Consider the following 25,097-nt stretch of genomic DNA (forward strand, 5'->3'; position numbering starts at 1 on the left):
GTCGCAACCACCAACCCCGGAAAATCAAGGGTCCAACGCGTGAACGTTCGGCAGGGAGCCGCACACGGCCGCACGAGGGCAAGTCTGCCGAGGGGTGGACCCCTGCCGAACGGCCCCGGCCGGCATGGTCGTCGCGTCCCCGGAACGACGAGACCCGCCCACCGGCGTCTGCCGGGGGCGGGTCTGTGGACGGGTCGGAGGGCTAGGCGTTGACGCGCACTCCGGCGAGGGTCTTCTTGCCCCGGCGGAGCACCGCGACCCGACCGGGCAGGAGCGACTCCCCCACGACGACGTCGGCATCGGCGACCCGGGCGTTGTTGACATAGACCCCGCCCTCGGTCGCCGCGCGACGGGCAGCGCCCAAGGACGTGACGAGCCCGGTGTCGACGAGCGCCTGCGCGACCGTCGCGTCGGCCGCGACCTCCGCGGTCGGCAGCTCGGCGATCGCGCTGGCGAGGGTCGACTCGTCGAGGGCGTCGAGGTCGCCCTGCCCGAAGAGCGCCGCGGCGGCGTCGATGGCGGCCTGGGTCGCGGCCTCGCCGTGGACCAGGCGCGTGACCTCCCAGGCCAGGGTGCGCTGCGCCTCCCGCCGGAACGGCTCCGTCGCGACGGCCTGCTCGAGACGCTCGATCTCGGCCCGGTCCAGGAAGGTGAACACCCGCAGCCGCGAGACCACGTCGCCGTCGTCGGTGTTGAGCCAGAACTGGTACATGGCGTAGGGGCTGGTCAGCTCGGCGTCGAGCCAGACGGCGTTGCCCTCGCTCTTGCCGAACTTGGTGCCGTCGGTGTTGGTGATCAGGGGCGTCCCGATGGCGTGCACCGCGACTCCCTCGGAGCGACGGATCAGCTCCGTGCCGCTCGTGAGGTTGCCCCACTGGTCGCTGCCCCCGGTCTGCAGCACGCAGTCGTACGCGCGGTACAGCTCACGGAAGTCGAGGCCCTGGAGGATCTGGTAGCTGAACTCCGTGTAGCTGATGCCGGCGTCGGAGTTGAGGCGTGCGCTGACGGCGTCCTTCTTGAGCATCGTCCCGACGCGGAAGTTCTTGCCGATGTCGCGGAGGAACTCGATCGCCGAGAGCGGCGCCGTCCAGTCGAGGTTGTTGACGACCCGCAGGCCGTTCACCCCCTCCGGCGACAGGAACTTCTCGACGTGCACCCGGATGCGCTCGACCCACTCGGCCGTCTGCTCGGGCGTCTTCAACGTGCGCTCGGCTGTGGGGCGCGGGTCGCCGATCAGGCCCGTCGAGCCGCCGACGAGGCCGAGGGGCCGGTGGCCGGCCAGCTGGAGGCGACGCATGAGCAGCAGCTGCACGAGGTTGCCGAGGTGCAGGCTCGGCGCGGTCGGGTCGAAGCCGCAGTAGTACGTGATCGGGGGCCCAGCGAGGAGGGCCTTGAGGGCCTCGGCGTCGGTCGAGACGTGGACGAGGCCGCGCCACTGCAGCTCCTCCCACACGTCGTCGAACGTCGGGTCGTTGCTCTGCCCGGCCAGGACGTCCGCGGTGGTTCCAGTGCTCACCCGAGAACGGTACCAGCGTCAGCGAGCAGGGCGGGCGCGCCGGACCGCGGGCCGCCAGGCCGACACCGTCGGGTCGCCCTCGAGGCTGAATCGCCACGGCCAGGCGTCCGTGCCCGCCGGGCCGGAGACTCCCACCCGGGGCCCGGCGACCACCGGTCCGACGGGCCCGGTCGGCAGCTCGAGCGAGAACCGGCCGGAGCCCAGACGCGACCCGTCGTCCCTCAGCTCGATCGCGAGGGCCGACCCGAGCCTCCCCGGCCCCTGGGCGAGCTCGACGTCCCGCCGCGCCGTCGGGCGTCGGCGCCGGGCGACCTCGTGGCCCTCGACGACCTCCCCGGCACGGAGCAGCAGCCCGGACCCGTAGCCCTCGGGACCGCACACGATGTTGACGCACCGGTGGATCCCGTACGACAGGTACACGTAGAGCGTGCCCGCCTCGGCGAACATGCTCGCGTTCCGCTCCGTCGGCCCGCGGTGGGCGTGCGACCCGGGGTCGTCGCCCTGCCCGTGGTAGGCCTCCACCTCGGTGAGGCGGACGGCCACGTCGCCGACCCGGAAGACGGAGCCGAGGAGTCGCGGGCCGACCTCGCGGGCCGGCCCGGAGAGCAGGCGGGTCACCTCGTCACCCGGCCCCGCGCCTCCCCCGGGGCCCTGCTGCCCGCTCAGAAGAAGCTCTGCCCGCTCGCCACGACGATGACGACGACGGCCACGAGGACGACGACGCAGACGGCCACGACCGTGGGGAGCACCCACGGCCGCGGCCCGGTCGGACGACCTCGGGTCACGCCGACACCGGGTCGAGCTCGCGCACCAGGCGCGCGACCTGCTCGGTGAGGGCCGCCGTCTGCTCCGCGACCCGCTCGGGAGCCGTGCCCCCGGCGCCGCGGCGGCTCGCGACGGAGCCCTCCACGGTGAGGACGGCGCGGATCTCCGGGGTGAGGTGCGGAGAGACCGCGGCGTACTGCTCGTCGGTCGGCTGGTCGAGGTCGAGCCCCGACTGCTCGCAGAACCGGACCAGCTCGCCGCTGATCTCGTGGGCGTCACGGAAGCTGACGCCCTGCCGCACGAGCCACTCCGCGACGTCCGTCGCGAGGGAGAAGCCCTGCGGGGCGAGCTCGGCCATGCGCCCGACGTCGAACTCGAGCGTCGCGATCATGCCCGTGAAGGCGGGCAGCAGGACCTCGAGCTGGGTGACGGAGTCGAAGACCGGCTCCTTGTCCTCCTGCAGGTCGCGGTTGTACGCGAGCGGCAGGCCCTTCAACGTCGCCAGCAGGCCCGTGAGGTTGCCGATCAGCCGACCCGACTTGCCGCGCGCCAGCTCGGCGACGTCGGGGTTCTTCTTCTGCGGCATGATCGACGACCCGGTGGAGAAAGCGTCGTGCAGCTTGACGAAGCCGAACTCGCGCGTCGACCAGAGGATGACCTCCTCGGCGAGCCGGGAGACGTCGATGCCGATCGAGGCCGCGACGAAGGCGAACTCGGCGACCACGTCGCGGCTCGCCGTCGCGTCGATCGAGTTCTCCGTCGTGCGGTCGAAGCCGAGCTCGGTCGCCACGAGCAACGGGTCGAGGCCGAGCGAGCTGCCCGCGAGGGCCCCCGCGCCGTAGGGCGAGGCCGCAGCACGTCGCGACCAGTCGCGGAGGCGCTCGAGGTCGCGCACCAGGGGCCACGCGTGCGCCAGCAGGTGGTGGGCGAGGAGCACGGGCTGGGCGTGCTGGAGGTGGGTCCGACCGGGCATGACCGCCGTCGGGTGCGCCGCCGCCTGGGCGGCGATCGCGTCGACGAGCCCGACCACGAGACGGGCCACGGACGCGCCGTGGTCACGGAGGTACAGTCGCACCAGCGTGGCGATCTGGTCGTTCCGGCTGCGGCCGGCGCGCAGCTTTCCGCCGAGCTCGACGCCGGCGATGCCGATGAGGCCGCGCTCCAGGGCCGAGTGGACGTCCTCGTCGGTCTCCTGCGCCGCGAAGGCACCGGTCGCGACGTCGTCCTCGAGGCGGTCGAGGGCCTCGATCATGCTCGTCAGCTCCGCCTCGTCGAGGTACCCGGCCGCCGCCAGGGCCCGGGCGTGCGCCCGGGACCCGGCGATGTCGTACGGCGCCAGCTGCCAGTCGAAGTGCGTCGACCGGCTCAGCGCCGTCAGCTCGGGGGACGGACCGGAGGCGAACCGGCCTCCCCACAGGGCCCCCGCCTCCCCCGCCCTCTGGTTCGGGGCTGGCGTCGCGTCGGCCACTACTGGTGGGCCAGGTCGCGGCGCGCCGAGATCTTGCTCGGCAACGACCAGATCTCGATGAAGCCCTTCGACAGCGACTGGTCGAACGTGTCGCCGGTGTCGTAGGTGGCGAGGTCGAAGTCGTACAGGCTCTGCTCGCTCTTCTGCCCGGTGACGACCGCGCGGCCGCCCTGCAGCTTGAGGCGGATCTCGCCGGAGACGTACTTCTGCGTGTCGTCGATGAAGACGTCGAGCGACCGCTTGAGGCCCGAGAACCAGAGGCCGTCGTAGACCAGGTTCGACCACTCGGCCTCGACGCCGCGCTTGTAGCGGCCCAGGTCGCGCTCGATCGTGAGGGCCTCGAGGGCCTCGTGCGCCTGGATCAGGGCGACGGCGCCGGGCGCCTCGTAGACCTCACGGCTCTTGATGCCGACGAGGCGGTCCTCGACGACGTCGATGCGGCCCACGCCGTGCGCCCCGGCCAGCTCGTTCATCTTCTGCACGATGCCGAGCGGGGTGTACGAGACGCCGTCGATCGCGACCGGCACGCCGGCCTGGAAGGTGATGACGACCTCGTCGGCGGGCTTGATGACCGAGGGATCCTGCGTGTACTCGTACAGATCTTCGATCGGTGGGTTCCACGGGTCCTCGAGGAAGCCCGTCTCGACCGCACGGCCCCAGACGTTCTTGTCGATCGAGTAGGGGTTGGCCGCGCTCTGGCGGATCGGCAGGCTGTGCTGCTCGGCGTAGACGATGGCCTTGTCGCGCGTGAGGGCGAGGTCGCGGACGGGCGCGATGCTGGTCAGGTCGGGGGCGAGAGCCGCGACGGCGGCCTCGAAGCGGACCTGGTCGTTGCCCTTGCCGGTGCAGCCGTGCGCGACGCTGTCGGCGCCGAGCTCCTTGGCGACACGGGCCAGGTGGCGCGCGATCAGGGGGCGGCTGAGGGCCGACACCAGGGGGTAGGTCTTCTGGTACATCGCGTTGGCCTTGAGGGCCGGCATCAGGTAGTCGGTGCCGAACTCCTCCTTGGCGTCGACGACGACCGACTCGACGGCGCCGCAGTCGAGGGCACGCTGACGGATGTCGTCCATGTCCTCCCCGCCCTGCCCGACGTCGACGGCGAGGGCGACGACCTCCTTGCCGGTCGCGTCGGCGAGCCAGCCGATGCCGACGGAGGTGTCAAGGCCTCCCGAGTATGCGAGGACGACGCGATCCGCCATGGTTCTCCTTGGGTGTGATGTGGGGTGAGAGTGTATCGGCGGCCGACCGGGCGGGGGCCCGGTCGACCGGTGGGTCAGGTGACCCGGTGGTGCGGGAGGTGCTCCGGCGTCAGTGCGCGAGGAGCCAGGTGAGCAGGGCCTTCTGGGCGTGGACGCGGTTCTCCGCCTCGTCCCAGATGACGCTGGTCGGGCCGTCGATGACGTCGGCGTCGACCTCGTAGCCGCGGTCGGCGGGCAGGCAGTGCAGGAAGATCGCCGCGTCGGCCGCGTGCGCCATCAGCGCCTGGTCGACCTTGAAGCCGCCGAAGACGGCCACGCGCTCTTCCTTCTCGTCTTCCTTGCCCATCGAGACCCACGTGTCGGTGACCACCACGTCGGCCCCCGCCACGGCCTCGCGGGCGTCGGTCGTGACCTGCACCGCGCCTCCCGTGGTCGCGGCGATCGCCTCGGCGTCGGCCACGACGGCGGCCTCGGGCTGGAAGCCCTCGGGCGCGCCGACGCGCACGGTCATGCCCGCGGTGGCGCCGGCCAGCAGGTACGACTGGCCCATGTTGCTCCGCCCGTCGCCGACGAAGGCGACGGTGAGGCCGGCCAGACGGCCCTTGGCCTCACGGATGGTCTGGAGGTCGGCGAGGAGCTGACACGGGTGGAAGTCGTCGCTCAGGGCGTTGACGACCGGGACCGTCGTGCCCGCCGCCATCTCCTCCAGGCCGGCCTGGCCGTAGGTCCGCCAGACGATGGCCGACACCATGCGCTCGAGCACGCGCGCGGTGTCGGAGGGGGTCTCCTTGCCGCCGAGCTGGCTGTTCGCGGTGGCGATGATCAGGGGGCTGCCGCCGAGGTCGGCGATGCCGACCGCGAACGAGACCCGCGTGCGCGTCGACGACTTGTCGAAGATGACCGCCACGGTCTGCGGCCCCTCGAGGGGCCGCTGCGACCAGCGGTCGCGCTTCAGGGCGTCGGCGAGGTCGAGGACCTCGAGCTGCTCGGCGGGGCTGAGGTCGTCGTCGCGGAGGAAGTGGCGGGTCATGAGAGACCTTTCAGGACGGTGCCGAAGATGGTGGTGAACTCGTCGATCTCGGCGTCGCCGACGATCAGCGGCGGGGCGAGACGGATGCTCGAGTCGTTCGGGGCGTTGACGATGAGCCCGGCCTCGAGGCACCGCGCCGCGATCTCGGCGGCGACGGGCTGGGTGAGGCCCAGGCCGATGAGCAGCCCGCGGCCGCGGATCTCGTCGACCAGCGGCGAGTCCATCGCCTCGATCGCCGCGCGCAGCTGGTCGCCGCGCACGAGGGCGTTGAGGACGAGCCCCGACCTCTCGATCTCGGCGAGGACGGCGTCAGCCGCGGCGGTCGCCAGCGGGTTGCCGCCGAACGTGCTGCCGTGCTGGCCCGCCTCGAACAGGTCGGACGCGTCGCCGAACGTGACGAGGGCACCGATGGGCACTCCCCCGGCGATGCCCTTGGCGACCGTGACGGCGTCGGGCACGACGTCGAACTGCTGGAAGGTGAACCACGACCCCGTCCGGCCGACGCCCGTCTGGATCTCGTCGAGGATGAGCAGGGCGCCGTGCTCGGTCGCCAGCTCGCGGGCGAGCTCGAGGTAGCCGTGGGGCAGGTCGAGCACGCCGGCCTCGCCCTTGATCGGCTCGACGAAGATCGCGGCCACGTCGTCGCCCATCGCGTCTTCGAGGGCCTCGATCGACGTGTCGATGTGCTCGACGCCGGGGGCCATGGGCAGGAAGGGCTCGCGCAGCGCGGGCTTGCCGGTGAGCGCCAGGGAGCCCATGGTGCGGCCGTGGAACGAGTTGGTGAGCGCGAGGATGCGGGTGCGGCGGCCCCCGTCGCCGTTCAGCCGAGCGAGCTTGAAGGCCGCCTCGTTCGCCTCGGCGCCGCTGTTGCCGAAGTACACGCGACCACGCTCTCCGGCGCCCGTGATCCGCTTGAGGCGCTCGGCGAGGGCGAGCTGGGGCTCGGTCGCGAAGTAGTTCGACACGTGCACGAGCTTGGCCGCCTGGTCGGCGATGGCCGAGACCAGCGCGGGGTGCGCGTGGCCCAGGGCGTTGACGGCGATGCCGGCGAGGAAGTCGAGGTAGCGCTTGCCCTCGACGTCCCAGACCTGGCAGCCCTCGCCGCGTTCGAGCATCACCTTCGGGGTGGACAGGGAGCCCATGAGCGCGTCGCCGAAGCGGCGCTGCCAGGTACCGCCCGGGGTCTGGATGATGGTCATGACTGTCCTTCCTTCTCGGTGCCGGCGTCGACGGACGCGACGGCGTCCTCGTCGACGACGGGGTAGCTGGTGACGACGGTCGCGCCGTGGTCGGCGGCCCGGTCGTCGGGGACGACCTCGGTGCCCGACCCGCGCTGGGTGAAGACCTCGAGGAGGATCGAGTGGGGGATGCGGCCGTCGATGATGGTCGCTCCCCCGACGCCGCCCACGACGGAGTCGAGGCAGGCCGTCATCTTGGGGATCATGCCCGACTCGAGCGTCGGCAGCATGTCGCGGAGCGCCGAGACGGTGATCGCCTCGACCAGGGACTCCCGGTCGGGCCAGTCGCTGTAGAGGCCAGCGACGTCGGTGAGCACGACGAGCTTCGTCGCGCGGAGGGCGATGGCCAGGGCCCCCGCGGCCGCGTCGGCGTTCACGTTGAGGGCGAGCGCGGGGTCGGCCTCGTTCGTGGCGATCGACGACACGACCGGGATGCGACCGGCGGCGATCTCGGCGAGCACCGACGACGGGTCGACCTCGGTGACGTCGCCCACGTGGCCGAGGTCGAAGGTCTCGCCGTCGACGACGACCCCCCGGCGTCGGCCCTCGAAGAGCGTGGACCCCTCGCCGGAGACCCCGCGCGCGAGGTCGCCGTGCTCGTTGATGAGGTCGACGATCTCTCGGTTCACCTCACCGGCGAGCACGTCGCGGACGACCGAGATCGCCTCGGTGCTCGTGTAGCGGTAGCCCCCGCGGAAGTCGCTCGGGATGCCGGCGGCCTGGAGGGCGGCGGAGATCTGCGGGCCGCCGCCGTGCACCACGACGGGGTGCAGGCCGGCGTAGCGGAGGTACACCATGTCTTCGGCGAAGGCGCGCTTGAGCGCGTCGTCGACCATGGCGTTGCCGCCGAACTTGACGACGACGACCTTGCCGCTGAAGCGCTTGAGCCACGGGAGCGACTCGATCAGCGTGGCCGCCTTGACGGCGGCGAGCTCCTGTTCGTCGCCGAGGACGATCGCGGTGGAGGCCATCAGCTGGAGTACGCGCTGTTCTCGTGCACGTAGTCGTGCGTGAGGTCGTTCGTCAGGATCGTCGCCTCGGCGTCGCCGACCTGCAGGTCGACGAGCACGTGGACCGCGCGCGGGGTCAGGTCGACGCCGTCGCTCGGCTGGTCGGGCGCCCCGGCGTGGCAGACCCGCACGCCGTTGATGCTGACGTCGACGGCGTAGGGGTCGAACTCGGCGCTCGTGGTGCCGATCGCGGCGAGCACACGGCCCCAGTTGGGGTCGTTGCCGAAGACGGCGGCCTTGAACAGGGCGTTGCGGGCGATCGACCGGCCGACCTCGACCGCGTCGTCGTCGTCGATCGCGCCGACCACCTCGATGCGGATGTCGTGCGAGGCGCCCTCGGCGTCGGCCTGGAGCTGCTCGGCCAGGTCGGCGCAGAGAGCCGTCACGGCGGCGGTGAACTCGTCGTCGCCGGGAGTCGCTCCGGACTCGCCGCTGGCGAGGAGGACGACCGTGTCGTTGGTCGACATGCAGCCGTCGGAGTCGAGCCGGTCGAAGGTCACGCGGGTGGCGGCGCGGAGGGCCGCGTCGAGGCGGTCGGCCTCCAGGTCGGCGTCGGTCGTCAGCACGACGAGCATCGTCGCCAGGCCCGGCGCGAGCATGCCCGCTCCCTTGGCCATGCCGCCGACGACCCAGCCGTCGCCCCGGACGACGGCCTGCTTGGGCACCGTGTCGGTCGTCATGATGGCGGTCGCCGCCTCGAGGCCGCCGTCGGCGTGCAGGGCGGCCGCCGCGTCACGGGAGCCGGACAGGACCTTGTCGCGGAAGACCTGGTCTCCGACGCCGATCAGGCCCGTGGAGCAGACGACGACGTCGGTCGCGGAGACCTCGAGGGCCTCGGCCACGGCCTCGGCGGTGGCGTGGGTCGTCTGGAAGCCGAACGACCCGGTGAAGCAGTTCGCGCCTCCCGAGTTCAGGACGACCGCCTCCGCCAGGCCGTCGGCCATGACCTGCTGCGACCAGAGGACGGGGTTCGCCTTGGCGCGGTTGCTCGTGAACACGGCGGCCGCCGACTTGCGGCGGCCCCTGTTGACGACGAGCGCGACGTCGGGCGCCCCGGTGCTCTTGAGGTGCGCGACGACGCCGGACGCGACGAATCCCTGGGCTGCGGTGACGCTCACGGTGCCACTCCGTTCACGGTGAGGCCGGTCGTCTCGGGGATGCCGAGCGCGATGTTGGCGGACTGGACGGCAGCTCCGGCGGTGCCCTTGGCGAGGTTGTCGATGGCGCTGACCACCACGAGGCGGTCGGCGTCGACGTCGACGGCGATCCCGATCAGGGCGGTGTTGGCCCCGACGGTGTCGGCGGTGCGCGGGAACTGCCCGGCCGGCAGCACGTGCACGAACGGCTCAGCTGCGTAGGCCTGCTCGTAGGCCGAGCGCACGTCGTGCTCGGAGACGCCGGGCGACAGCGTGGCCGTCGACGTCGCGAGGATGCCGCGCGACATCGGCACGAGCACCGGCGTGAACGAGATGCTGACGCGCTCGGCGCCCGCCACCACGAGGTTCTGCTGGATCTCGGGGACGTGGCGGTGCGTGCCGCCGACCCCGTACGCCGAGGCCGAGCCCATCAGCTCGCTGGCCAGCAGGTGGGTCGCCAGGGCCTTGCCGGCCCCCGACGGGCCGACGGCGAGCACCGACACCAGGTCGGTCGCGTCGACGAGGCCGGCCCGGACCGCGGGCGCCAGGGCCAGGGTCACGGCGGTGACGTTGCAGCCCGGCGCGGCGATGCGGCGGGCACCGACGAGACGGTCGCGCTGACGGCCGCCGGTCTCGGCGAGGAGGAGCTCGGGCAGGCCGTAGGCCCAGGCGCCGTAGAACTCGGAGCCGTAGAAGCGCTCCCACGCCGCCTCGTCGGTGAGGCGGTGGTCGGCGCCGCAGTCGACGACGAGGACGTCGTCGGGCAGCTGGGCGGTGAGCGCGCCGGACTTGCCGTGCGGGAGGGCCGTGAAGACGACGTCGTGGCCCGCGAGGGCCTCGGGGGTCGTCTCGACGAGCGTGAGGTGCGCGAGGGAGCGCAGCTGCGGCTGGAGGGCGATGAGGGGCTGCCCGGCGTTCTGGTTCGCGGTGACGGTGGTCACCTCGAACTCGGGGTGGGCGGCGAGGAGCCTCAGCAGCTCGCCCCCGGCGTAGCCGCTCGCTCCGGCGACGGCAACGGTGTGTGGCATGGATGAACCCTACTGTTCGAGTCGGTCGAGGATCGAGGGCGGCGACGCCGGGCGAGTGTCAGTCGCGGAGCGCCGCCCCCGATCGCTCGGACGCGAGCCGGACGGCGCCCTGCTTGGCCTCGGTGGCCTCGGCCGCCGTCAGGGTGCGGTCGTCGGCGCGGAAGCGCAGGGCGAAGGTCAGCGACTTGGTGCCGTCGGGGAGCCCGGCGCCGCGGTAGTCGTCGACGAGGCGCGCCGACTCCAGGAGCGAGCCCGCCCCCTCGCGGACGGCCGCGAGCAGGTCGCCGGCGGAGACGTCGAGGTCGACGACGAGCGACACGTCCTGCGTGGCCGCAGGGTAGGCCGAGATCGGACGCGGCGCGACGTCGACGCCCAGGGCGAGCACGCGGTCGAGGTCGACCTCGCCGACCGCGACGACGCGCGGGAGGTCGAGCTCGGCGGCGACCGTGGGCAGGAGCTCGCCCGCCACGCCGACCCGCTCGTCGCCGACGAGGAGCTCGGCGGCGCGGCCGGGGTGGAGCGACGGGTGGCTGCCCTGCCGCACGGTCAGCTCGACGCCCGCGGCGCGGACGGCGACCCGGAGCGCGTCGAGGACGTCGGCGAGGGAGGCCGCGACGGCGGCCTGGCCGGGCTGACGGTCCACGGCCGCGCCGAGCGCGAGGACGCCGAGGTGCCGCGGCTGGGGAGGCAGGCTCGCGGCCAGCTCGGCCAGCACGTCGTCGGTCGGACGCGCCGCACCGGCCGGCACCTCGGCCGTGCCGTAGCGGACCCCGGCCTCGGGCAGGAAGACGGTGCCGGTCTCGAAGAGCGCGAGGTCGACGAGGCCGCGCGACGCGTTGCGGCGCGCCACGTCGAGCAGGCCCGGCAGCAGCGAGCGCCGCAGCTGGGGCGCTGCGGTGTCGAGGGGGTTGGCCAGCGTCACAGCGGGCACGGCCTGCCCGTCGGCGGAGCCGAACGCGGAGTTCTGCGCCGGGGTGACGAACGGGTAGGCGGCGACCTCCACCAGCCCGGCCGCGGCCAGGGAGGAGGAGACCTGCCGGCGCAGCCGCTGCTCACGGGTGAGCCCGCGGCCGGGAGGCGCGACGGGCAGCACCGACGGGATGCGGTCGTAGCCGGTGATGCGCGCGACCTCCTCGACGAGCGACGCCGGGTCGACGAGGTCGGGACGCCACGTGGGCGGGGTCACGACGAGCACGTCGCCCTGCTCGACCACCGAGGCGCCGACGGCCGTCAGGGAGTCGACCACCTCGGCGCGGTCGTAGGCCACGCCCATCAGGCGGGCGGGCCGGTCGACGGCGAGCTCGACCGCGGCCGGCGCGACCGACTCGTCGAGGACGGAGCCCAGCTCGTCGGCCGTGCCGCCGGCGAGCTCGACGAGCAGGTCGACGACGCGCTGGGCCGCCGGGGCGGAGACCGCCGGGTCGACTCCGCGCTCGAACCGACGGGACGCCTCGCTGGGCAGCTTGTGCCGGCGGGCCGTGCGGGCGATCGACACCGGGTCGAAGGTGGCGGCCTCGACGAGGACGTCGGTCGTCGACGCGCCCATCTCGGTGCGCGCTCCGCCCATGACGCCGGCGAGGCCGACCGGCCCCGTCTCGTCGGCGATCACCAGGTCTTCGCGGTGCAGCGTGCGCACCTGGCCGTCGAGGGTCTCGAGCGTCTCGCCCGGGGCGGCGCGTCGGACGGTCAGGCCGCCGGTGACCGCGGAGAGGTCGTAGCCGTGGATCGGCTGGCCGAGCTCGAGCATGACGTAGTTCGTCACGTCGACCAGCAGCGAGATCGACCGGACGCCGGCCAGCCGCAGCCGCGACGACATCCAGGTCGGCGTCGGACGCCCGGCGTCCACGCCGCGCACCACGCGGGTGACGAACGTGGCGACCGCGGCGCGGTCGCGCACGGGTGCCTCGTCGACGACGGAGACGGGGAAGCCGCTCGCCTCGACGGGCGACACGGTCGTCGCGGGGTCGGTGAACGTGGCGCCGGTGGCGTGCGAGTACTCGCGGGCCACGCCCCGGATGCTGAACGCGTAGCCGCGGTCAGGCGTCACGTTGATCTCGACCGCCGCGTCATCGAGCCCGAGGAGGGGGATCGCGTCGGTGCCGACGACCGGGTCGAGCCCCAGCGAGCTGAGCAGCAGGATGCCGTCGTGCTCGTCGCCGAGCCCGAGCTCGCGGCTCGAGGCGATCATGCCGTCGGACACGTGGCCGTAGGTCTTGCGGGCGGCGATCGGGAAGGGCCCGGGCAGGACGGCCCCGGGCAGCGACACGACGACCTTGTCGCCGACCACGAAGTTGTGGGCGCCGCAGACGATGCCGCGCACGTCGTCGTCGCGCGTCGCGTGGTCGGGGCCGACCGCGACACGGCACCAGTTGATGGTCTTGCCGTTCTTCTGGGGCTCGGGCGTGACCTCGAGCACCTGGCCGACGACGAGGGGGCCGGTGACGTCGCCGACGTGGACGGCCTCCTCCTCGAAGCCGACGGAGACGAGCGCCGCGTGGACGCTCTCGAGCGTGACGTCGCTCGGCAGCTCGACGTGCTCACCGAGCCAGCTCAGCGGAACCCGCATCAGACCACCATCCCGAACTGCTCGCTGAACCTGACGTCGCCCTCGACCATGTCGCGCATGTCGTTGAGGTCGTTGCGGAACTGGAGGGTGCGCTCGATGCCCATGCCGAACGCGAAGCCCTGGTAGTCGTCCGGGTCGATGCCCGCGGCCCGCAGCACGTTCGGGTTGACCATGCCGCAGCCGCCCCACTCGACCCACCGCGCGCCGCCCTTGGCGTGCGGCTGCCAGACGTCCATCTCGGCGCTGGGCTCGGTGAAGGGGAAGTAGTTGGGGCGCAGGCGGATCTGCGCCTCCGCGCCGAACATCGAGCGTGCGAGGTGCTCGAGGGTGCCCCGGAGGTGCGCCATCGTGAGCCCGCGGTCGATCGCGATGCCCTCGATCTGCGTGAAGACGGGCGTGTGGGTCGCGTCGAGCTCGTCGGTGCGGAAGACCCGCCCGGTCGCGACGTTGTAGACCGGCAGCTGCTTCGAGAGCAGCGTGCGGATCTGCACCGGCGAGGTGTGCGTGCGCAGCACGAGGTGCTCGTCGACCGGGTCGACGAAGAAGGTGTCTTGCATGGCCCGCGCGGGGTGGTCGGCGTCGAAGGCCAGGGCGTCGAAGTTGAACCACTCGTGCTCGAGCTCGGGGCCCTCGCTGACCTCCCAGCCCATGCCGACGAAGAGGTCGACCATCTGCTCCTGCAGCAGGGCGAGCGGGTGACGGGCGCCGGCCCGACGGCGGGTCGGCAGGGCCGTGACGTCGACGGACTCGTCGGCGAGGCGCCGGGCCTCCTCCTCCTCGGCGAGGCCGGCCTCGCGGGCGGCGACGGCCTGGGCCACGCGGCCGCGCGCTCCGCCGACGAGCTTGCCGGCGGCCGCCCTCTGGTCGGCGGGCAGGTCACGCAGACCGGCGTTCATGCGCGCCAGCACGGAGGCCTCGCCCACGTGCTGGGAGCGAGCGGTCTTCAGCTCGGCGACCGACGCGGCCGTGGCGACGGCGGCGAGCGCCGCGTCGACCGCGGACGCGACGGCGTCTTCGGAGATGGGGACGGTGTCTGACACGAGAACCAAGCTTAGCGATCGTCGGGGAGCCGGACCGCGCCTCCTCGTGCCGTGGGGGCGAGGAGGCGCGGGTCGACGGCCTGGGGAGGGGCGGGCGACCGGGTCAGACGGAGGCCCCGGTGGTGGCGTCCGTCTCGACGCGCCCGGGTCGGGCCAGGATGCCCGGCCCCCCGAGCCCGCCGCCCCTGCCGGCCCGACCGGCGCGGCGGAGCACGCCGTCGCGGCCCGTGCGGCGGTCCACGATGCGGACGACCCACGAGAACAGGAGGTTCGTGGCCAGGTACACCACGAGCACCACCGCGAAGAGCGTGAACGTGTAGGTGCTGCCGTAGTAGGTGCCGAGACGGGTGAGGCCCCCACGGGTCAGCTCGACGTACCCGACGATGTACCCGAGGGACGTGTCCTTCAGGAGGACGACCAGCTGGGCCAGGATGATCGGCAGCATCTGGCGGAACGCCTGCGGGAACTCGATCAGGAACCTCGTGGCGGTGGGCGTCAGGCCCAGGGCGAGGCCCGCCTCCTTCTGGCCCCTGGGCAGCGACGCGATGCCGGCGCGGAGGGCCTCGCCGATGAGGGCGCCGTTGTAGACGGCCAGCGCCGCCACCACGGCCCAGAAGGCCCCGGTCGAGAAGACCAGCAGGATGAACAGCATCATCAGCAGCACGGGCATGCCGCGGAAGAACTCGAGCACGACCGTCGTCGGGACCCGGACGAAGCGGGAGCGCGCCGTGCGGAGGAACGAGAAGACGACGCCGACGACCACCGCGAGCACCGAGGCGACCGCCGCGGCCTGGATCGTCGCGAGCCAGCCCCGGAAGATGGCCCGCCACAGCGCGAGGTCGGAGAGGATGTCCCACCGCGACGGGTCGAGCACCCCCGGCGTCACGGCGCCGTTGGCGCTGACGCGGGGGCGGCCCAGGAGGTAGACGAGCCACGCGACGAGAGCGAGCACGAGCACCACACCGACGACGGAGATGATGCGCGAGGTGCGGCGGGCCTTCGGGCCGGGCGCGTCGTAGAGGACGGTGGTGCTCATCGGAGGACTGCGACCTTCTGCTCGACGACGGCGGCGACGCGGCCGAGCGTGACGGTGATGACGAGGTAGAACACGGCGACGGCCAGCAGCACGGTGACGACGGCGTCACCGCGGTCGTTGGCGATGTAGCGGCCGGCGGCGAAGAGCTCGCTGACGAAGAAGGCCCCGGCGACGGAGGTGTTCTTCGTGAGGGCGATGAAGACGTTGATCAGCGGCGGCAGCACCATGCGGACCGCCTGCGGCAGGATGACGTGGCCGAGCGTCTGGCCGAACCCCAGGCCGATGCTGCGGGCCGCCTCCGCCTGGCCGACCGGGACGCCGTTGACGCCGGAGCGGATCGCCTCGGCCACGAAGGGCGAGGTGTAGGCCGTGAGGCCGATGACGGCGAGCGGGAAGTACGTGCCGAAGTCGACGCCGAGGTACGGCAGCACGAACGCGCAGAAGAAGAGCACCAGCGTGAGAGGCGTGTTCCGCAGCGCCTCGGTGTACGCCGTCGCGAAGACGCGGAACGACGAGACCGGGGAGATGCGCATGGCGGCGACGACGAAGCCGATCACCAGCGCCCCCACCCCGGAGAGCACGAGCAGCTGCAGCGTCGTGACGAAGCCGCCCCAGAAGCGGGGCCAGTTGTCGGTCACGGCGTCGAAGCCGGGGATGACGTCCAAGGGGTTCACGGGGGTGTCTCCAGGTCAGGGGCGACCGCGCGGGTCGAGCGGTCGTGCAGGGGCGCCGGGGAGGCGCGGGCGGGCACCGCGGGCGACGAGCGTCGCGGTGCCCGCCGGGCCGTCAGTAGCGGTCGATCGACGGCGGGGTCGGCGTGGGCAGGACCTTGCCGGCCGTCTTCTCCCACAGCTCGTCCCAGGTGCCGTCGTCCTCGGCGTCCTGGAGCGTGTCGTTGACGAACTCGCGGAAGTCGGTGTCGTCGAGCGCGAGGCCGATGCCGTAGGGCTCCTCGGTGAAGGGCTCGTTGACGACCTCGAACTCGCCCTCGTTCTGGTCGGCGAGGCCGGCCAGGATGACGTTGTCGGTGGTCACGGCGGCGACCGCGCCCGAGCGCAGCGGCTCGAGGCAGTTCGAGTAGGTGTCGGTCGCGATGACGTCGGTCGCGGCCGCGACGTAGGGGGCGATGTTCTTCTCGCTGGTCGAGCCGCTCACGGTGCAGACCTTCTTGCCCATGAGGTCGTCGACCGAGCTGATGCCCTCGGGGTTGCCCTCGAGCACGAGGAGGTCCTGGCCGGCCTGGTAGTACGGCCCGGCGAACGAGACGACCTCCTTGCGGGCGTCGTTGATCGTGTAGGTCGCGATGACGAGGTCGACCTGGCCGTTCTGGATGAACGGCTCGCGGTTCGCGGAGACCGTCTCGACCCAGTTGATCTTCTCGGGCTGGATGCCGAGCTTCGCGGCGATGAGCTTGCCCATCTCCGCGTCGAAGCCCTGGGGCACGCCGTCGGGGTCGGCGAGGCCGAAGAGGGGCTGGTCGAACTTCGTGCCGATGGTGATCTCGCCGGCGTCGGCCAGCTTCGCCATCGTGCTGCCCTCCGCGAAGTCGGCGGGCGTCTCGACGTCGACGGCCGGGGCCGACGAGTCGGTGCAGGCCGTCAGGCCGAGCACCATCGCGGCGGCTGCGGCAGCGGTGACGATTCCCTTGCTGAGTCGCATTCTGTTCTCCTTGCTGGGGGACCCGGTCGACGGTCGTCGCCCGGAAGTCTCGAGGGGGTGCTCCCCCGCGGTGCGGGGGCGGGCCGGAGTCGCGGTGCCGGTCGGCCTCGTGGGCCCCGGCTCCGCGAGCGGGCCGTCAGTGCGTGAGGATCTTCGAGAGGAAGTCGCGGGCGCGCTCGGACTTCGGCGCGGTGAAGAACTCCTCCGGCGTGGCCTCCTCGACGATCTGGCCCTCGGCCATGAACACGACGCGGTCGGCGGCCTTTCGGGCGAAGCCCATCTCGTGGGTGACGACGATCATCGTCATGCCGTCGGCCGCGAGCTGCACCATGACGTCGAGCACCTCGGTGATCATCTCGGGGTCGAGGGCGCTCGTCGGTTCGTCCAGCAGCATCACCTTCGGGTCCATGGCGAGGGCACGGGCGATGGCCACGCGCTGCTGCTGGCCGCCGGAGAGCTGCGAGGGCATCTTCTCGGCCTGGTCGGCCACGCCGACCCGGTCGAGGAGCTCCATCGCGCGCTTCCGCGCCTCGGCCTTCGACCGACGGCGGACCTTGACCTGGCCGAGCATGACGTTCTCGACGACGGTCTTGTGGGCGAACAGGTTGAAGCTCTGGAACACCATGCCCACGTCGGCCCGCAGCTTGGCCAGCGCGGCGCCCTCCTCGGGCAGCCGGGTGCCGTCGATGCTGATGACGCCGTCGTCGATCGTCTCGAGGCGGTTGATCGCCCGGCAGAGCGTCGACTTGCCGGAGCCGCTCGGCCCGATGACGACGACGACCTCGCCCCGGCCCACGGTCGTCGTGACGTCCTTCAGGACGTGAAGCTCTCCGAAGTGCTTGTTGACGTGGTCGACCACGACGAGGGGATCCATGGAGCCACACAAACAGACACCCGGAGGGGGGTCAAATTCACGGCGGATTCGTAACAGAACCGAAATGCGTCGTACGGCGGCTCAGCTGCGCTGGGCGAAGGCGCTCTCGTACAGGCAGACGGAGGCGGCGGTGCTGAGGTTCATGGACTCCGCCTGCCCGTAGATGGGCACGACCACGGCCCGGTCGGCGAGGGCGAGGTCGGCGTCGGTGAGGCCCCGGGCCTCGTTGCCGAAGAGCCAGGCGGTCGGGGCGCCGAGCAGGCCCTCCTGCCGGGCCTCGAGCAGGTCGTCGCCCTTGACGTCGGCGGCGAGCACCTGGACGCCGGCCTCGGCGCAGCGCGCGACGACGGACGCGAGATCGCCGCCCAGCGCCACGGGCACGTGGAAGAGCGACCCGGTCGTCGCCCGGACGACCTTGGGGTTGTAGAGGTCGACGCTGCGGCCCGTCATCACGACGGCGTCGGCGCCAGCCGAGTCGGCGGCCCGGATGATCGTGCCGGCGTTGCCCGGGTCGCGCACCTCCTCGAGGATGGCGATCAGACGGGGCCCGCCCTCCCCCGTGTCGGCGAAGACGTCCTTGACGCTGACCGGGAACTGCTTGCACACCGCGACGACGCCCTGCGGCGTCACGGTGTCGGCCATGACGTCGAGGACGGCCTCCGTGACGAACTCCGCCTCCAGGCCCGCCGCCTCCGCGGCCTCGCCCAGGGCGGGGTGACGCTCGAGCGCGGTGGGCGTGACGAACAGCTCCACGAGCAGCTCGGGTCGCCACGCCAGGGCTTCGGAGACCGCCTGGGGGCCCTCGAGCAGGAAGAGGCCGGTGTCGGTGCGGGCGTCGCGCTTGGCGAGCTTCGCCACCGCTCGGACTCGGGGCGAACGGGGGTTGTCGAGGAGGGGGCTGCGCACGCCACCACTGTGCCACACGACCCGGCCGGTGACGGCGGCGGCGCCGTCGCGCCGCGGACGCGGGAGAGGCCCCGACAGCGGTGCTGTCGGGGCCTCTCGGGCGGTGCAGGTGACGCGGTGGATCAGGCGGCGGCCTTGGGGGCCGACGTGTCGGCGGGCAGCGCGGCCTTGGCCGTGGCGACGATCGACGCGAAGGTGGCGGGCTCGTTGACGGCCAGCTCGGCGAGGATGCGGCGGTCGACCTCGATGCCGGCCAGGGCGAGGCCCTGGATGAGGCGGTTGTAGGTCAGGCCGTTCGCGCGCGACGCGGCGTTGATGCGCTGGATCCACAGGCGACGGAACTCGCCCTTGCGAGCACGACGGTCACGGTACGAGTAGACGAGCGAGTGGGTGACCTGCTCCTTGGCCTTGCGGTACAGGCGCGAACGCTGACCGCGGTAGCCCTCGGCGCGTTCGAGGACGACGCGACGCTTCTTGGCGGCGTTGACCGCTCTCTTGACTCTTGCCATTTTCTTGTTCCTCTACGTTCGTGTCAGCGGTCAGTGACCGAGAAGCTTCTTGGCGACCTTGGCGTCGGCGGGGGCGAGCACCTGGTCCTTGTTCAGGCGAGCCTTGCGCTTGGCGCTCTTCACCTCGAGGTTGTGGCGCATGCCGGCCTGCTGCTTCATGATCTTGCCGGAACCGGTGACCTTGAAGCGCTTCTTGGCGCCGGAGTGGGTCTTCTGCTTGGGCATCTCTACTTGCTCTCTTCTGTGGGCGCGGCCGGTGCGTCGGCCGGCGCCTCGTCGGACGTCGGGTGCTTCGGGCCCTTGGCGGCGACCTTGCGGGCCTCCGCCTCGGCCTTGGCCTCGGACTTGTTCTTGTGCGGACCGATCACCATCACCATGTTGCGGCCGTCGATGGTGGGCGTCGACTCGACGCTGCCGAGCTCGGCGACGTCCTCCGCGAAGCGCTGCAGGAGGCGGACGCCCTGGTCGGGACGCGACTGCTCGCGACCCCGGAACAGGATCATGGCCTTGACCTTGTCGCCGCCCTGGAGGAAGCCCTCGGCGCGCTTGCGCTTGGTCTCGTAGTCGTGCTTGTCGATCTTCAGGCGGAAACGGACCTCTTTGAGGATCGTGTTCGCCTGGTTCCGACGCGCCTCCTTCGCCTTCTGCGCAGCCTCGTACTTGAACTTCCCGTGATCCATGATCTTGGCCACGGGAGGCTTCGAGTTGGGGGCCACCTCGACGAGGTCGAGCTCGGCCTCGGCGGCGAGCCGCAGGGCCATGGCGATGGGGACGACACCGATCTGTTCTCCGGCGGGGCCGACGAGGCGGACCTCCGGGACGCGGATGCGGTCGTTCGTACGGGGATCGCTGATGCGGAACTCCTCTGTTGATGCTTCCGACACCACCGCGTCGGTGACACGGCGGGGAAAGAGGAGGTTCGTGGCCCACACGCCTCACGGCGCGAGAGGACCACTGCACCCTGGCTGCCTGTCTCCGACCTGAGCCACCTGCAGGGCAGGTGAGCTTCGGACGGACACCGACGGGGTGCCAACAACCCGGTAACCTCGTGTAACGGTCGAGCGCGGGTGGGAGAATCTCCACTTTCGCACGGAGCAGACGCTCCGAGCCTTGACGACTTTAGCAGAGGATCAGTTCGTGAGCCACTCCCCCCGAGACACCGCCGCCGCCTCCGACGACGCGCACACCCACCGCTTCGCCGACGACACCGCCCCGTCGGCGACGGGCGGCGCCGACGACGCCGTGCGCGACATCGCCGAGGTCAACGCCGTCGAGGTCATCAACACCGTCGCCGTCCACCTGATGAGCGCCGCCGCCGTCAAGGTCGGCCTGGCCGACGACCCGCAGGCGCAGACCGACCTCGACGAGGCCCGCAAGCTGATCACCTCGCTCGCGGGGCTCGTCACGGCCAGCGCGCCCGAGATCGGCGACCAGCACGCCCGGGCCCTCCGGGACGGGCTCCGGTCGCTGCAGCTCGCCTTCCGCGAGGCGAGCGCCATCCCCGACGCGGTGGGCGCCGGCCCCGGCGAGAAGCTCACCGGCCCGGTCAACTAGGGCCGGGCGAGCCCGTCGGGCCGGGCCGGGCCGCCGGGCTGGGCCGGCCCCCCGGCGGCGGCGGGGACGACCTTCACGGCCATGCCGTCGACCCGCTCCGCGATGACGGCGTCGGCCGACCAGGCCACCTGCAGGCGCCCGAGGAGGGCACCGAGCTGCTCCTGGTCGAGGCCCGGCCGCACCCCGAGCTGCACGACGAGCTCGGGCGGGCCGAGCCGCGCCGACCGGTAGCCGGGCGCGACCGCCACCGTGACCAGCGCCTCCTCGGAGGCCGACGCCGCCAGGAACGCCCGGAGCACGTCCGGGTCCTGGTGGCTGGGCAGCCAGCGCTCGTCCTGCGCGACGGCCCACAGGGCCGGCCGCCGCAGGCCGAACTCCGTCGCCGAGCCGGGGTCGAGCACGAGCCGGTCGGTGGACTCGGCCGCCGCCGCCAGGGCGATGCGCCGCGCGTCGGCGGGAACGGGGCGCGCCCTCGCGTCCCAGGCCCGCAGCGTGTCCACCGACGTGAACGCCGGCAGCACGTCGCGGCCGTCGGGGCCCGCGACCGTGACGATCGAGAGCTCCTGCGTCTTGTCGACGACGACGCCGTGCTCGTTCAGCCCTTCCTCGCCGGCGACCGCGACGAGCGGGATCAGCAGCCGGGCGGGGCGGAGGGCGTCCACCACCGCCACCTCGTCGGCCTCCCCCGCGTGGAACCGCGTCAGGGCCTCGAGGAGGCGCGGGTCGGCCGAGCCGTCGTCACCCGCGTAGGCCGTGTCGTGGTGCTGGAAGGTGCGGCCCGCCCACGGGCGGGCGGCGCTGTCGACCGGGGGCCCGGGGTGCCCGTCGTGAGCGCCGGGGCCCTCGTGCGCCGCACCGGGGCCGGAGGCCTCCGACGTCACGCCGAGGCGACGTCGAGCGCGGCGCCGAGCGTGAACGCACCCGAGTACAGGGCCTTGCCGACGATGGCGCCCTCGACCCCCCGGGGCACGAGCTCGCGGAGGGCCGCGATGTCGTCGAGGCTCGAGATGCCGCCGCTGGCGATGACGGGCTTCTCGGTGCGCTCCGTCACCTGCTTCAGCAGCTCGACGTTCGGGCCCTGGAGCGTGCCGTCCTTCGTGACGTCGGTGACGACGTAGCGCGCACAGCCGGCGTCCTCGAGGCGGGCGAGGACGGTCCAGAGGTCGCCGCCCTCCTGCGTCCAGCCCCGCGCGGCCAGCGTCGTGCCGCGGACGTCGAGGCCCACGGCGACGGCCTCGCCGTACTCCGCGATGACGTGCGCGGCCCACTCGGGGTTCTCGAGCGCCGCGGTGCCGAGGTTGATGCGCTTGACGCCGGTGCTCAGCGCGTCGTCGAGCGAGCGGTCGTCACGGATGCCGCCGCTGAGCTCGACGTTGATGCCCTTCACCTGGCGGATGACCTTCTTGATGATCGACCGGTTGTCGCCGCGCCCGAACGCCGCGTCGAGGTCGACGAGGTGCAGCCACTCGGCGCCCTGTTCCTTCCAGTCGTCCGCCGCGGCCACCGGGTCGCCGTAGCCGGTCTCGGTGCCGGCCTCGCCCTGGGTCAGGCGGACGGCCTGGCCACCGGCGACGTCGACGGCCGGGAAGAGGGTCAGGCCAGGGGTGGTGCAGAACTCGCTCATGCTGTCTCCCTCGCGGCGTGGCCGCGGGATCGTGCCCCCGTCGCGTCTGGACGACGCGCCTCTCGGGGCGGGGTCGGGGTGGAGGCGGCGGCCGGCCGGGCGGTCGGGCCCGGCCGGCCGTCGCGCCGGGTCAGAGGGTGCCGAGCCAGTTCGACAGGAGGCGGATGCCGGGCTGCCCCGACTTCTCGGGGTGGAACTGGGTCGCCCAGAGCGGGCCGTTCTCGACGGCCGCGACGAACCGGCCGCCGTGGTCGGCCCACGTGACGTGCGGCTCGGGGAACGGGCGGATCACGTCGAGCGTCCACTCCTGCGCGGCGAACGAGTGCACGAAGTAGAAGCGCTCGTCGCGGACCCCGTCGAAGAGGACGCTGCCCTCGGGGGCGTCGACGGTGTTCCACCCCATGTGCGGGAGCACGTCGGCCTTGAGCTCGTCGACGACGCCCGGCCACTCGCCGAGCCCGCCCGTGGTCGTGCCGCGCTCGACGCCGCCCTCGAAGAAGACCTGCATGCCGACGCAGATGCCCATCACGGGGCGACCGCCGGCGAGGCGTCGGTCGATCAGCTCGCCGCCGCCCACTGACTCGAGCTGGCTCATGACGGCCCCGAAGGCCCCGACGCCGGGCACGAAGAGGCCGTCGGCCGACTGCACGCGACCGCGGTCGCGGGTCAGCTCGACGTCGGCGCCCGCGAGCTCGAGCGCCTTGACGGCCGAGTGCACGTTGCCGCTGCCGTAGTCGAGCACGGCGACGGTCGGCCGCGCCGTCACAGCGATCCCTTCGTCGAGGGCACGCCCGAGACCCGGGGGTCGGGCTCGACGGCCTGGCGGAGCGCCCGTGCGAAGGCCTTGAACTCGGCCTCGGCGATGTGGTGCGGGTCGCGCCCGCCCAGCACGCGGACGTGCACGGTGATGCCGGCGTGCACCGTGATGGCCTCGAAGACGTGCCGCACGAGCGAACCGGTGAAGTGCCCGCCGATGAGGTGGTGCTCGAAGCCCGCGGGTTCGCCGGTGTGGACGAGGTAGGGGCGACCCGACACGTCGACGACCGCCTGGACGAGGGCCTCGTCGAGCGGCACGAGCGCGTCGCCGTAGCGCGAGATGCCCGACTTGTCGCCGAGGGCCTCGCGCAGCGCGGTGCCGAACGTGATGCCGATGTCCTCCACCGTGTGGTGCGCGTCGATGTGCGTGTCACCCGTGGCGGTCACGTCGAGGTCGATCAGCGAGTGCTTCGAGAGCGCGGTGAGCATGTGGTCGAAGAACGGCACCGACGACGAGATGGTCGACCGCCCCGTGCCGTCGAGGTCGAGCGAGAGGGCGACACTCGACTCGCTCGTCGATCGGGTCAGGGAGGCGGTGCGGGAGGCGCGCTGATCGGTCACGAGGAGAGCCTAATGTCGCGGAGGGCGTCGAGGAACGCGGTGGTCTCGGCCTCGGTGCCGGCGCTCACGCGGAGGTGGCCGGGGATGCCCAGGTCGCGCACGATGATGCCGCGCTCGAGGAGCCGCTCGAAGACGTCGGACGGGTCGTCGACGCCGCCGAACAGGACGAAGTTCGACCAGGTCGGCCACGGCTCGTAGCCCATCGCGGCCAGCTCGCGGACGATGCGGTCGCGCTGGCCCCGGATGTCGTCGACCATGGCGAGCATCTCGTCGGCGTGACGGAGGGCCGCGACGGCGGCGGCCTGCGTCAACGAGGAGAGGTGGTACGGGAGGCGGACGAGACGGAGCGCGTCGGCCACGGCCGGGTGCGCGGCGAGGTAGCCGACGCGGGCCCCGGCGAAGGCGAAGGCCTTGCTCATCGTGCGCGAGACGACGAGGCGCGGACGCCCCTCGAGGAGGGTCAGGGCCGTCGGCTGACCCGGCGGCATGAACTCGGCGTAGGCCTCGTCGACGAAGACGATGCCGTCGGTCGCGTCGTAGGCCGCCTCGACCGTGGCGAGGTCGAGGGGCGTGCCGGTGGGGTTGTTGGGGCCGCAGAAGAAGACGATGTCGGGGCGGACGCGCTCGATCTCGGCGACGGCAGTCTCGGGCGAGATGCCGAAGCCCTCGTCGCGGCGACCCTCGACCCAGGTGCTGCCGGTGCCGACCGTGATGATCGAGTGCATCGAGTACGTGGGCGGGAACCCGAGGACGGAACGACCGGGGCCGCCGAACGCCTGGAGCAGCTGCTGGATGACCTCATTCGAGCCGTTCGCCGCCCAGATCTGCTCGGGGGTGACACCGTGCCCGAGATAGGCCGCCAGCGCCTCGCGCAGGGTCGTGAACTCACGGTCGGGGTAGCGGTTGACCTCGTGCAGCGCCTCGGCGATCGACGCGACGATGTCGCGGGCCACGTCGGCGGGCACGGGATGCGTGTTCTCGTTGACGTTGAGGGCGACGGGCACCTTCTTCTGGGGGGCGCCGTACGGGGTCAGGCCGCGGAGGTCGTCGCGGAGGGGCAGGTCGTCGAGACTGAAGGACACCCCTCCATGGTAGGCGCGAGGCGCGCCCCGACCGTCACCGGAACGACGGCCGCTGCCGACGGGTCAGTCGGAGTACTTCGTCGGGACGGCGAGGGTCTGCCCCGCGCTGACCTCGGCGCTGCCGAGGGCGTTCAGCCGGACGATGTCGCTGACGACGTCGCGCGGGTCTTTCGTGGGGGCGATCTCGTGGGCGACCTGCCAGAGCGTCTCGCCGCCCTCGACCGTGACGTGCTCGAACGCCACGGCGGCCGAGCTGTCGGAGGCCTGCGCCCCGGGGCCGGCGAGCAGGACGCCGCCGACGATGCCCGCCACGCCCAGCGCGACGGTGGCGGCCACGACGCGACGCCCGCGGCGCGTGATGCGGAGACGGGTGCGGACGGGGGCGGCGGCGGGGGTGCCGTCGATGCTGGGGGCGATGCTGATGCTGCTGATGATGGCGCTCATGGGGTGGGTCCTTTCACCGCGAGAGAAGACTGCGAA

General features: G+C 72.5%; 27 protein-coding genes. 1 reads left to right on the forward strand and 26 read right to left on the reverse strand.

Translation table 11 applies throughout. The features are described 5' to 3' along the window. Window positions 1–202: 202 nt before the first annotated feature. From tyrS to infC, 20 genes are all read right to left on the reverse strand, one after another. On the reverse strand, window positions 203–1,516 hold the full coding sequence (tyrS, locus tag IFT72_RS06450) for a tyrosine--tRNA ligase (protein WP_192045934.1): 1,314 nt from the start codon (window positions 1,514–1,516) through the stop codon (window positions 203–205). Window positions 1,517–1,534: 18 nt separating this feature from the next. After that, window positions 1,535–2,134 (reverse strand): DNA-3-methyladenine glycosylase, encoded by a 600-nt coding sequence (locus tag IFT72_RS06455; protein ID WP_192045935.1) that lies wholly within the window; start codon window positions 2,132–2,134, stop codon window positions 1,535–1,537. A gap of 44 nt (window positions 2,135–2,178) precedes the next feature. Next, window positions 2,179–2,301, reverse strand: a complete 123-nt coding sequence (locus IFT72_RS16360; RefSeq protein ID WP_255465466.1) for a hypothetical protein — start codon at window positions 2,299–2,301, stop codon at window positions 2,179–2,181. Next, entirely contained in the window at window positions 2,298–3,749 is a 1,452-nt protein-coding gene (gene argH / locus IFT72_RS06460; protein WP_192045936.1) for an argininosuccinate lyase, read from the reverse strand. The genes IFT72_RS16360 and argH overlap by 4 nt, the downstream gene beginning before the upstream one ends. Further along, the gene (locus tag IFT72_RS06465; protein WP_192045937.1) at window positions 3,749–4,948 is read right to left on the reverse strand and encodes an argininosuccinate synthase; all 1,200 of its coding nucleotides are present in this window, start codon (window positions 4,946–4,948) and stop codon (window positions 3,749–3,751) included. Before IFT72_RS06465 ends, argH begins: the two co-directional genes overlap by 1 nt. Before the next feature lie 109 nt (window positions 4,949–5,057). Continuing rightward, on the reverse strand, window positions 5,058–5,978 hold the full coding sequence (argF, locus tag IFT72_RS06470; protein ID WP_192045938.1) for an ornithine carbamoyltransferase: 921 nt from the start codon (window positions 5,976–5,978) through the stop codon (window positions 5,058–5,060). Continuing rightward, the gene (locus IFT72_RS06475) at window positions 5,975–7,177 is read right to left on the reverse strand and encodes an acetylornithine transaminase (RefSeq protein WP_167259525.1); all 1,203 of its coding nucleotides are present in this window, start codon (window positions 7,175–7,177) and stop codon (window positions 5,975–5,977) included. The genes argF and IFT72_RS06475 overlap by 4 nt, the downstream gene beginning before the upstream one ends. After that, window positions 7,174–8,187 carry an acetylglutamate kinase gene (gene argB, locus IFT72_RS06480; protein WP_192045939.1) on the reverse strand — a complete coding sequence of 338 codons (1,014 nt, stop codon included), beginning with the start codon at window positions 8,185–8,187 and terminating at the stop codon, window positions 7,174–7,176. The genes IFT72_RS06475 and argB overlap by 4 nt, the downstream gene beginning before the upstream one ends. Continuing rightward, window positions 8,187–9,344 (reverse strand): bifunctional glutamate N-acetyltransferase/amino-acid acetyltransferase ArgJ, encoded by a 1,158-nt coding sequence (argJ, locus tag IFT72_RS06485; RefSeq protein WP_192045940.1) that lies wholly within the window; start codon window positions 9,342–9,344, stop codon window positions 8,187–8,189. The genes argB and argJ overlap by 1 nt, the downstream gene beginning before the upstream one ends. After that, entirely contained in the window at window positions 9,341–10,390 is a 1,050-nt protein-coding gene (argC, locus tag IFT72_RS06490; RefSeq protein WP_192045941.1) for an N-acetyl-gamma-glutamyl-phosphate reductase, read from the reverse strand. Before argC ends, argJ begins: the two co-directional genes overlap by 4 nt. 58 nt (window positions 10,391–10,448) lie before the next feature. Then, on the reverse strand, window positions 10,449–12,956 hold the full coding sequence (pheT, locus tag IFT72_RS06495) for a phenylalanine--tRNA ligase subunit beta (RefSeq protein WP_192045942.1): 2,508 nt from the start codon (window positions 12,954–12,956) through the stop codon (window positions 10,449–10,451). Continuing rightward, on the reverse strand, window positions 12,956–13,996 hold the full coding sequence (pheS, locus tag IFT72_RS06500; protein ID WP_056056184.1) for a phenylalanine--tRNA ligase subunit alpha: 1,041 nt from the start codon (window positions 13,994–13,996) through the stop codon (window positions 12,956–12,958). Before pheS ends, pheT begins: the two co-directional genes overlap by 1 nt. Window positions 13,997–14,099: 103 nt before the next feature. Further along, window positions 14,100–15,032 (reverse strand): amino acid ABC transporter permease, encoded by a 933-nt coding sequence (locus IFT72_RS06505; RefSeq protein ID WP_192045943.1) that lies wholly within the window; start codon window positions 15,030–15,032, stop codon window positions 14,100–14,102. Next, window positions 15,029–15,697 (reverse strand): amino acid ABC transporter permease, encoded by a 669-nt coding sequence (locus tag IFT72_RS06510; RefSeq protein ID WP_167261200.1) that lies wholly within the window; start codon window positions 15,695–15,697, stop codon window positions 15,029–15,031. The genes IFT72_RS06505 and IFT72_RS06510 overlap by 4 nt, the downstream gene beginning before the upstream one ends. A 121-nt stretch (window positions 15,698–15,818) precedes the next feature. After that, window positions 15,819–16,691: a glutamate ABC transporter substrate-binding protein gene (locus tag IFT72_RS06515; protein WP_167259531.1), complete on the reverse strand. Its 873-nt coding sequence runs from the start codon at window positions 16,689–16,691 to the stop codon at window positions 15,819–15,821. Window positions 16,692–16,827: 136 nt separating this feature from the next. Then, on the reverse strand, window positions 16,828–17,565 hold the full coding sequence (locus tag IFT72_RS06520) for an amino acid ABC transporter ATP-binding protein (protein WP_167259532.1): 738 nt from the start codon (window positions 17,563–17,565) through the stop codon (window positions 16,828–16,830). 81 nt (window positions 17,566–17,646) lie between these two features. Further along, window positions 17,647–18,471 (reverse strand): RNA methyltransferase, encoded by an 825-nt coding sequence (locus IFT72_RS06525; protein ID WP_056056188.1) that lies wholly within the window; start codon window positions 18,469–18,471, stop codon window positions 17,647–17,649. 122 nt (window positions 18,472–18,593) lie between these two features. After that, the gene (gene rplT, locus IFT72_RS06530; RefSeq protein WP_056056191.1) at window positions 18,594–18,980 is read right to left on the reverse strand and encodes a 50S ribosomal protein L20; all 387 of its coding nucleotides are present in this window, start codon (window positions 18,978–18,980) and stop codon (window positions 18,594–18,596) included. Between the two features lie 30 nt (window positions 18,981–19,010). Further along, window positions 19,011–19,205 (reverse strand): 50S ribosomal protein L35, encoded by a 195-nt coding sequence (gene rpmI, locus IFT72_RS06535; protein WP_056056193.1) that lies wholly within the window; start codon window positions 19,203–19,205, stop codon window positions 19,011–19,013. Window positions 19,206–19,207: 2 nt separating this feature from the next. Next, window positions 19,208–19,834 (reverse strand): translation initiation factor IF-3, encoded by a 627-nt coding sequence (gene infC, locus IFT72_RS06540; protein ID WP_156370197.1) that lies wholly within the window; start codon window positions 19,832–19,834, stop codon window positions 19,208–19,210. A gap of 283 nt (window positions 19,835–20,117) precedes the next feature. Between infC and IFT72_RS06545 the strand changes: the two genes are divergently transcribed. Next, on the forward strand, window positions 20,118–20,534 hold the full coding sequence (locus IFT72_RS06545; RefSeq protein ID WP_370543615.1) for a DUF1844 domain-containing protein: 417 nt from the start codon (window positions 20,118–20,120) through the stop codon (window positions 20,532–20,534). Here IFT72_RS06545 and IFT72_RS06550 read toward each other — a convergent pair. The 6 genes from IFT72_RS06550 to IFT72_RS06575 form a co-directional block, all read right to left on the reverse strand. Continuing rightward, entirely contained in the window at window positions 20,531–21,415 is an 885-nt protein-coding gene (locus IFT72_RS06550; RefSeq protein WP_192045944.1) for an SseB family protein, read from the reverse strand. The two genes, IFT72_RS06545 and IFT72_RS06550, sit on opposite strands and share 4 nt — an antisense overlap. Then, window positions 21,412–22,158 (reverse strand): bifunctional 1-(5-phosphoribosyl)-5-((5-phosphoribosylamino)methylideneamino)imidazole-4-carboxamide isomerase/phosphoribosylanthranilate isomerase PriA, encoded by a 747-nt coding sequence (priA, locus tag IFT72_RS06555; RefSeq protein WP_056056198.1) that lies wholly within the window; start codon window positions 22,156–22,158, stop codon window positions 21,412–21,414. The genes IFT72_RS06550 and priA overlap by 4 nt, the downstream gene beginning before the upstream one ends. Window positions 22,159–22,288: 130 nt before the next feature. Further along, on the reverse strand, window positions 22,289–22,924 hold the full coding sequence (gene hisH, locus IFT72_RS06560) for an imidazole glycerol phosphate synthase subunit HisH (RefSeq protein WP_056056200.1): 636 nt from the start codon (window positions 22,922–22,924) through the stop codon (window positions 22,289–22,291). Further along, window positions 22,921–23,535: an imidazoleglycerol-phosphate dehydratase HisB gene (gene hisB / locus IFT72_RS06565; RefSeq protein WP_185232950.1), complete on the reverse strand. Its 615-nt coding sequence runs from the start codon at window positions 23,533–23,535 to the stop codon at window positions 22,921–22,923. The genes hisH and hisB overlap by 4 nt, the downstream gene beginning before the upstream one ends. Then, window positions 23,532–24,617: a histidinol-phosphate transaminase gene (locus IFT72_RS06570; protein WP_192045945.1), complete on the reverse strand. Its 1,086-nt coding sequence runs from the start codon at window positions 24,615–24,617 to the stop codon at window positions 23,532–23,534. Before IFT72_RS06570 ends, hisB begins: the two co-directional genes overlap by 4 nt. A gap of 63 nt (window positions 24,618–24,680) precedes the next feature. Continuing rightward, entirely contained in the window at window positions 24,681–25,061 is a 381-nt protein-coding gene (locus IFT72_RS06575; protein ID WP_192045946.1) for a hypothetical protein, read from the reverse strand. Window positions 25,062–25,097 lie beyond the last annotated feature (36 nt).

The organism is Frigoribacterium sp. CFBP 8754 (assembly GCF_014841815.1).
In the GTDB taxonomy this organism is placed as follows: Bacteria; Actinomycetota; Actinomycetes; order Actinomycetales; family Microbacteriaceae; genus Frigoribacterium; species Frigoribacterium endophyticum.

What these genes read in the sequence shown, in the direction of transcription:
- IFT72_RS06465 (WP_192045937.1), bottom strand. Translation starts at nt 4,948, where the DNA reads ATGGCGGATCGCGTCGTCCTCGCATACTCGGGAGGCCTTGACACCTCC.
- argF (WP_192045938.1), bottom strand. Translation starts at nt 5,978, where the DNA reads ATGACCCGCCACTTCCTCCGCGACGACGACCTCAGCCCCGCCGAGCAG.
- IFT72_RS06475 (WP_167259525.1), bottom strand. Translation starts at nt 7,177, where the DNA reads ATGACCATCATCCAGACCCCGGGCGGTACCTGGCAGCGCCGCTTCGGC.
- argB (WP_192045939.1), bottom strand. Translation starts at nt 8,187, where the DNA reads ATGGCCTCCACCGCGATCGTCCTCGGCGACGAACAGGAGCTCGCCGCC.
- argC (WP_192045941.1), bottom strand. Translation starts at nt 10,390, where the DNA reads ATGCCACACACCGTTGCCGTCGCCGGAGCGAGCGGCTACGCCGGGGGC.
- pheT (WP_192045942.1), bottom strand. Translation starts at nt 12,956, where the DNA reads ATGCGGGTTCCGCTGAGCTGGCTCGGTGAGCACGTCGAGCTGCCGAGC.
- IFT72_RS06505 (WP_192045943.1), bottom strand. Translation starts at nt 15,032, where the DNA reads ATGAGCACCACCGTCCTCTACGACGCGCCCGGCCCGAAGGCCCGCCGC.
- IFT72_RS06515 (WP_167259531.1), bottom strand. Translation starts at nt 16,691, where the DNA reads ATGCGACTCAGCAAGGGAATCGTCACCGCTGCCGCAGCCGCCGCGATG.
- IFT72_RS06520 (WP_167259532.1), bottom strand. Translation starts at nt 17,565, where the DNA reads ATGGATCCCCTCGTCGTGGTCGACCACGTCAACAAGCACTTCGGAGAG.
- rplT (WP_056056191.1), bottom strand. Translation starts at nt 18,980, where the DNA reads ATGGCAAGAGTCAAGAGAGCGGTCAACGCCGCCAAGAAGCGTCGCGTC.
- rpmI (WP_056056193.1), bottom strand. Translation starts at nt 19,205, where the DNA reads ATGCCCAAGCAGAAGACCCACTCCGGCGCCAAGAAGCGCTTCAAGGTC.
- priA (WP_056056198.1), bottom strand. Translation starts at nt 22,158, where the DNA reads ATGAGCGAGTTCTGCACCACCCCTGGCCTGACCCTCTTCCCGGCCGTC.
- IFT72_RS06575 (WP_192045946.1), bottom strand. Translation starts at nt 25,061, where the DNA reads ATGAGCGCCATCATCAGCAGCATCAGCATCGCCCCCAGCATCGACGGC.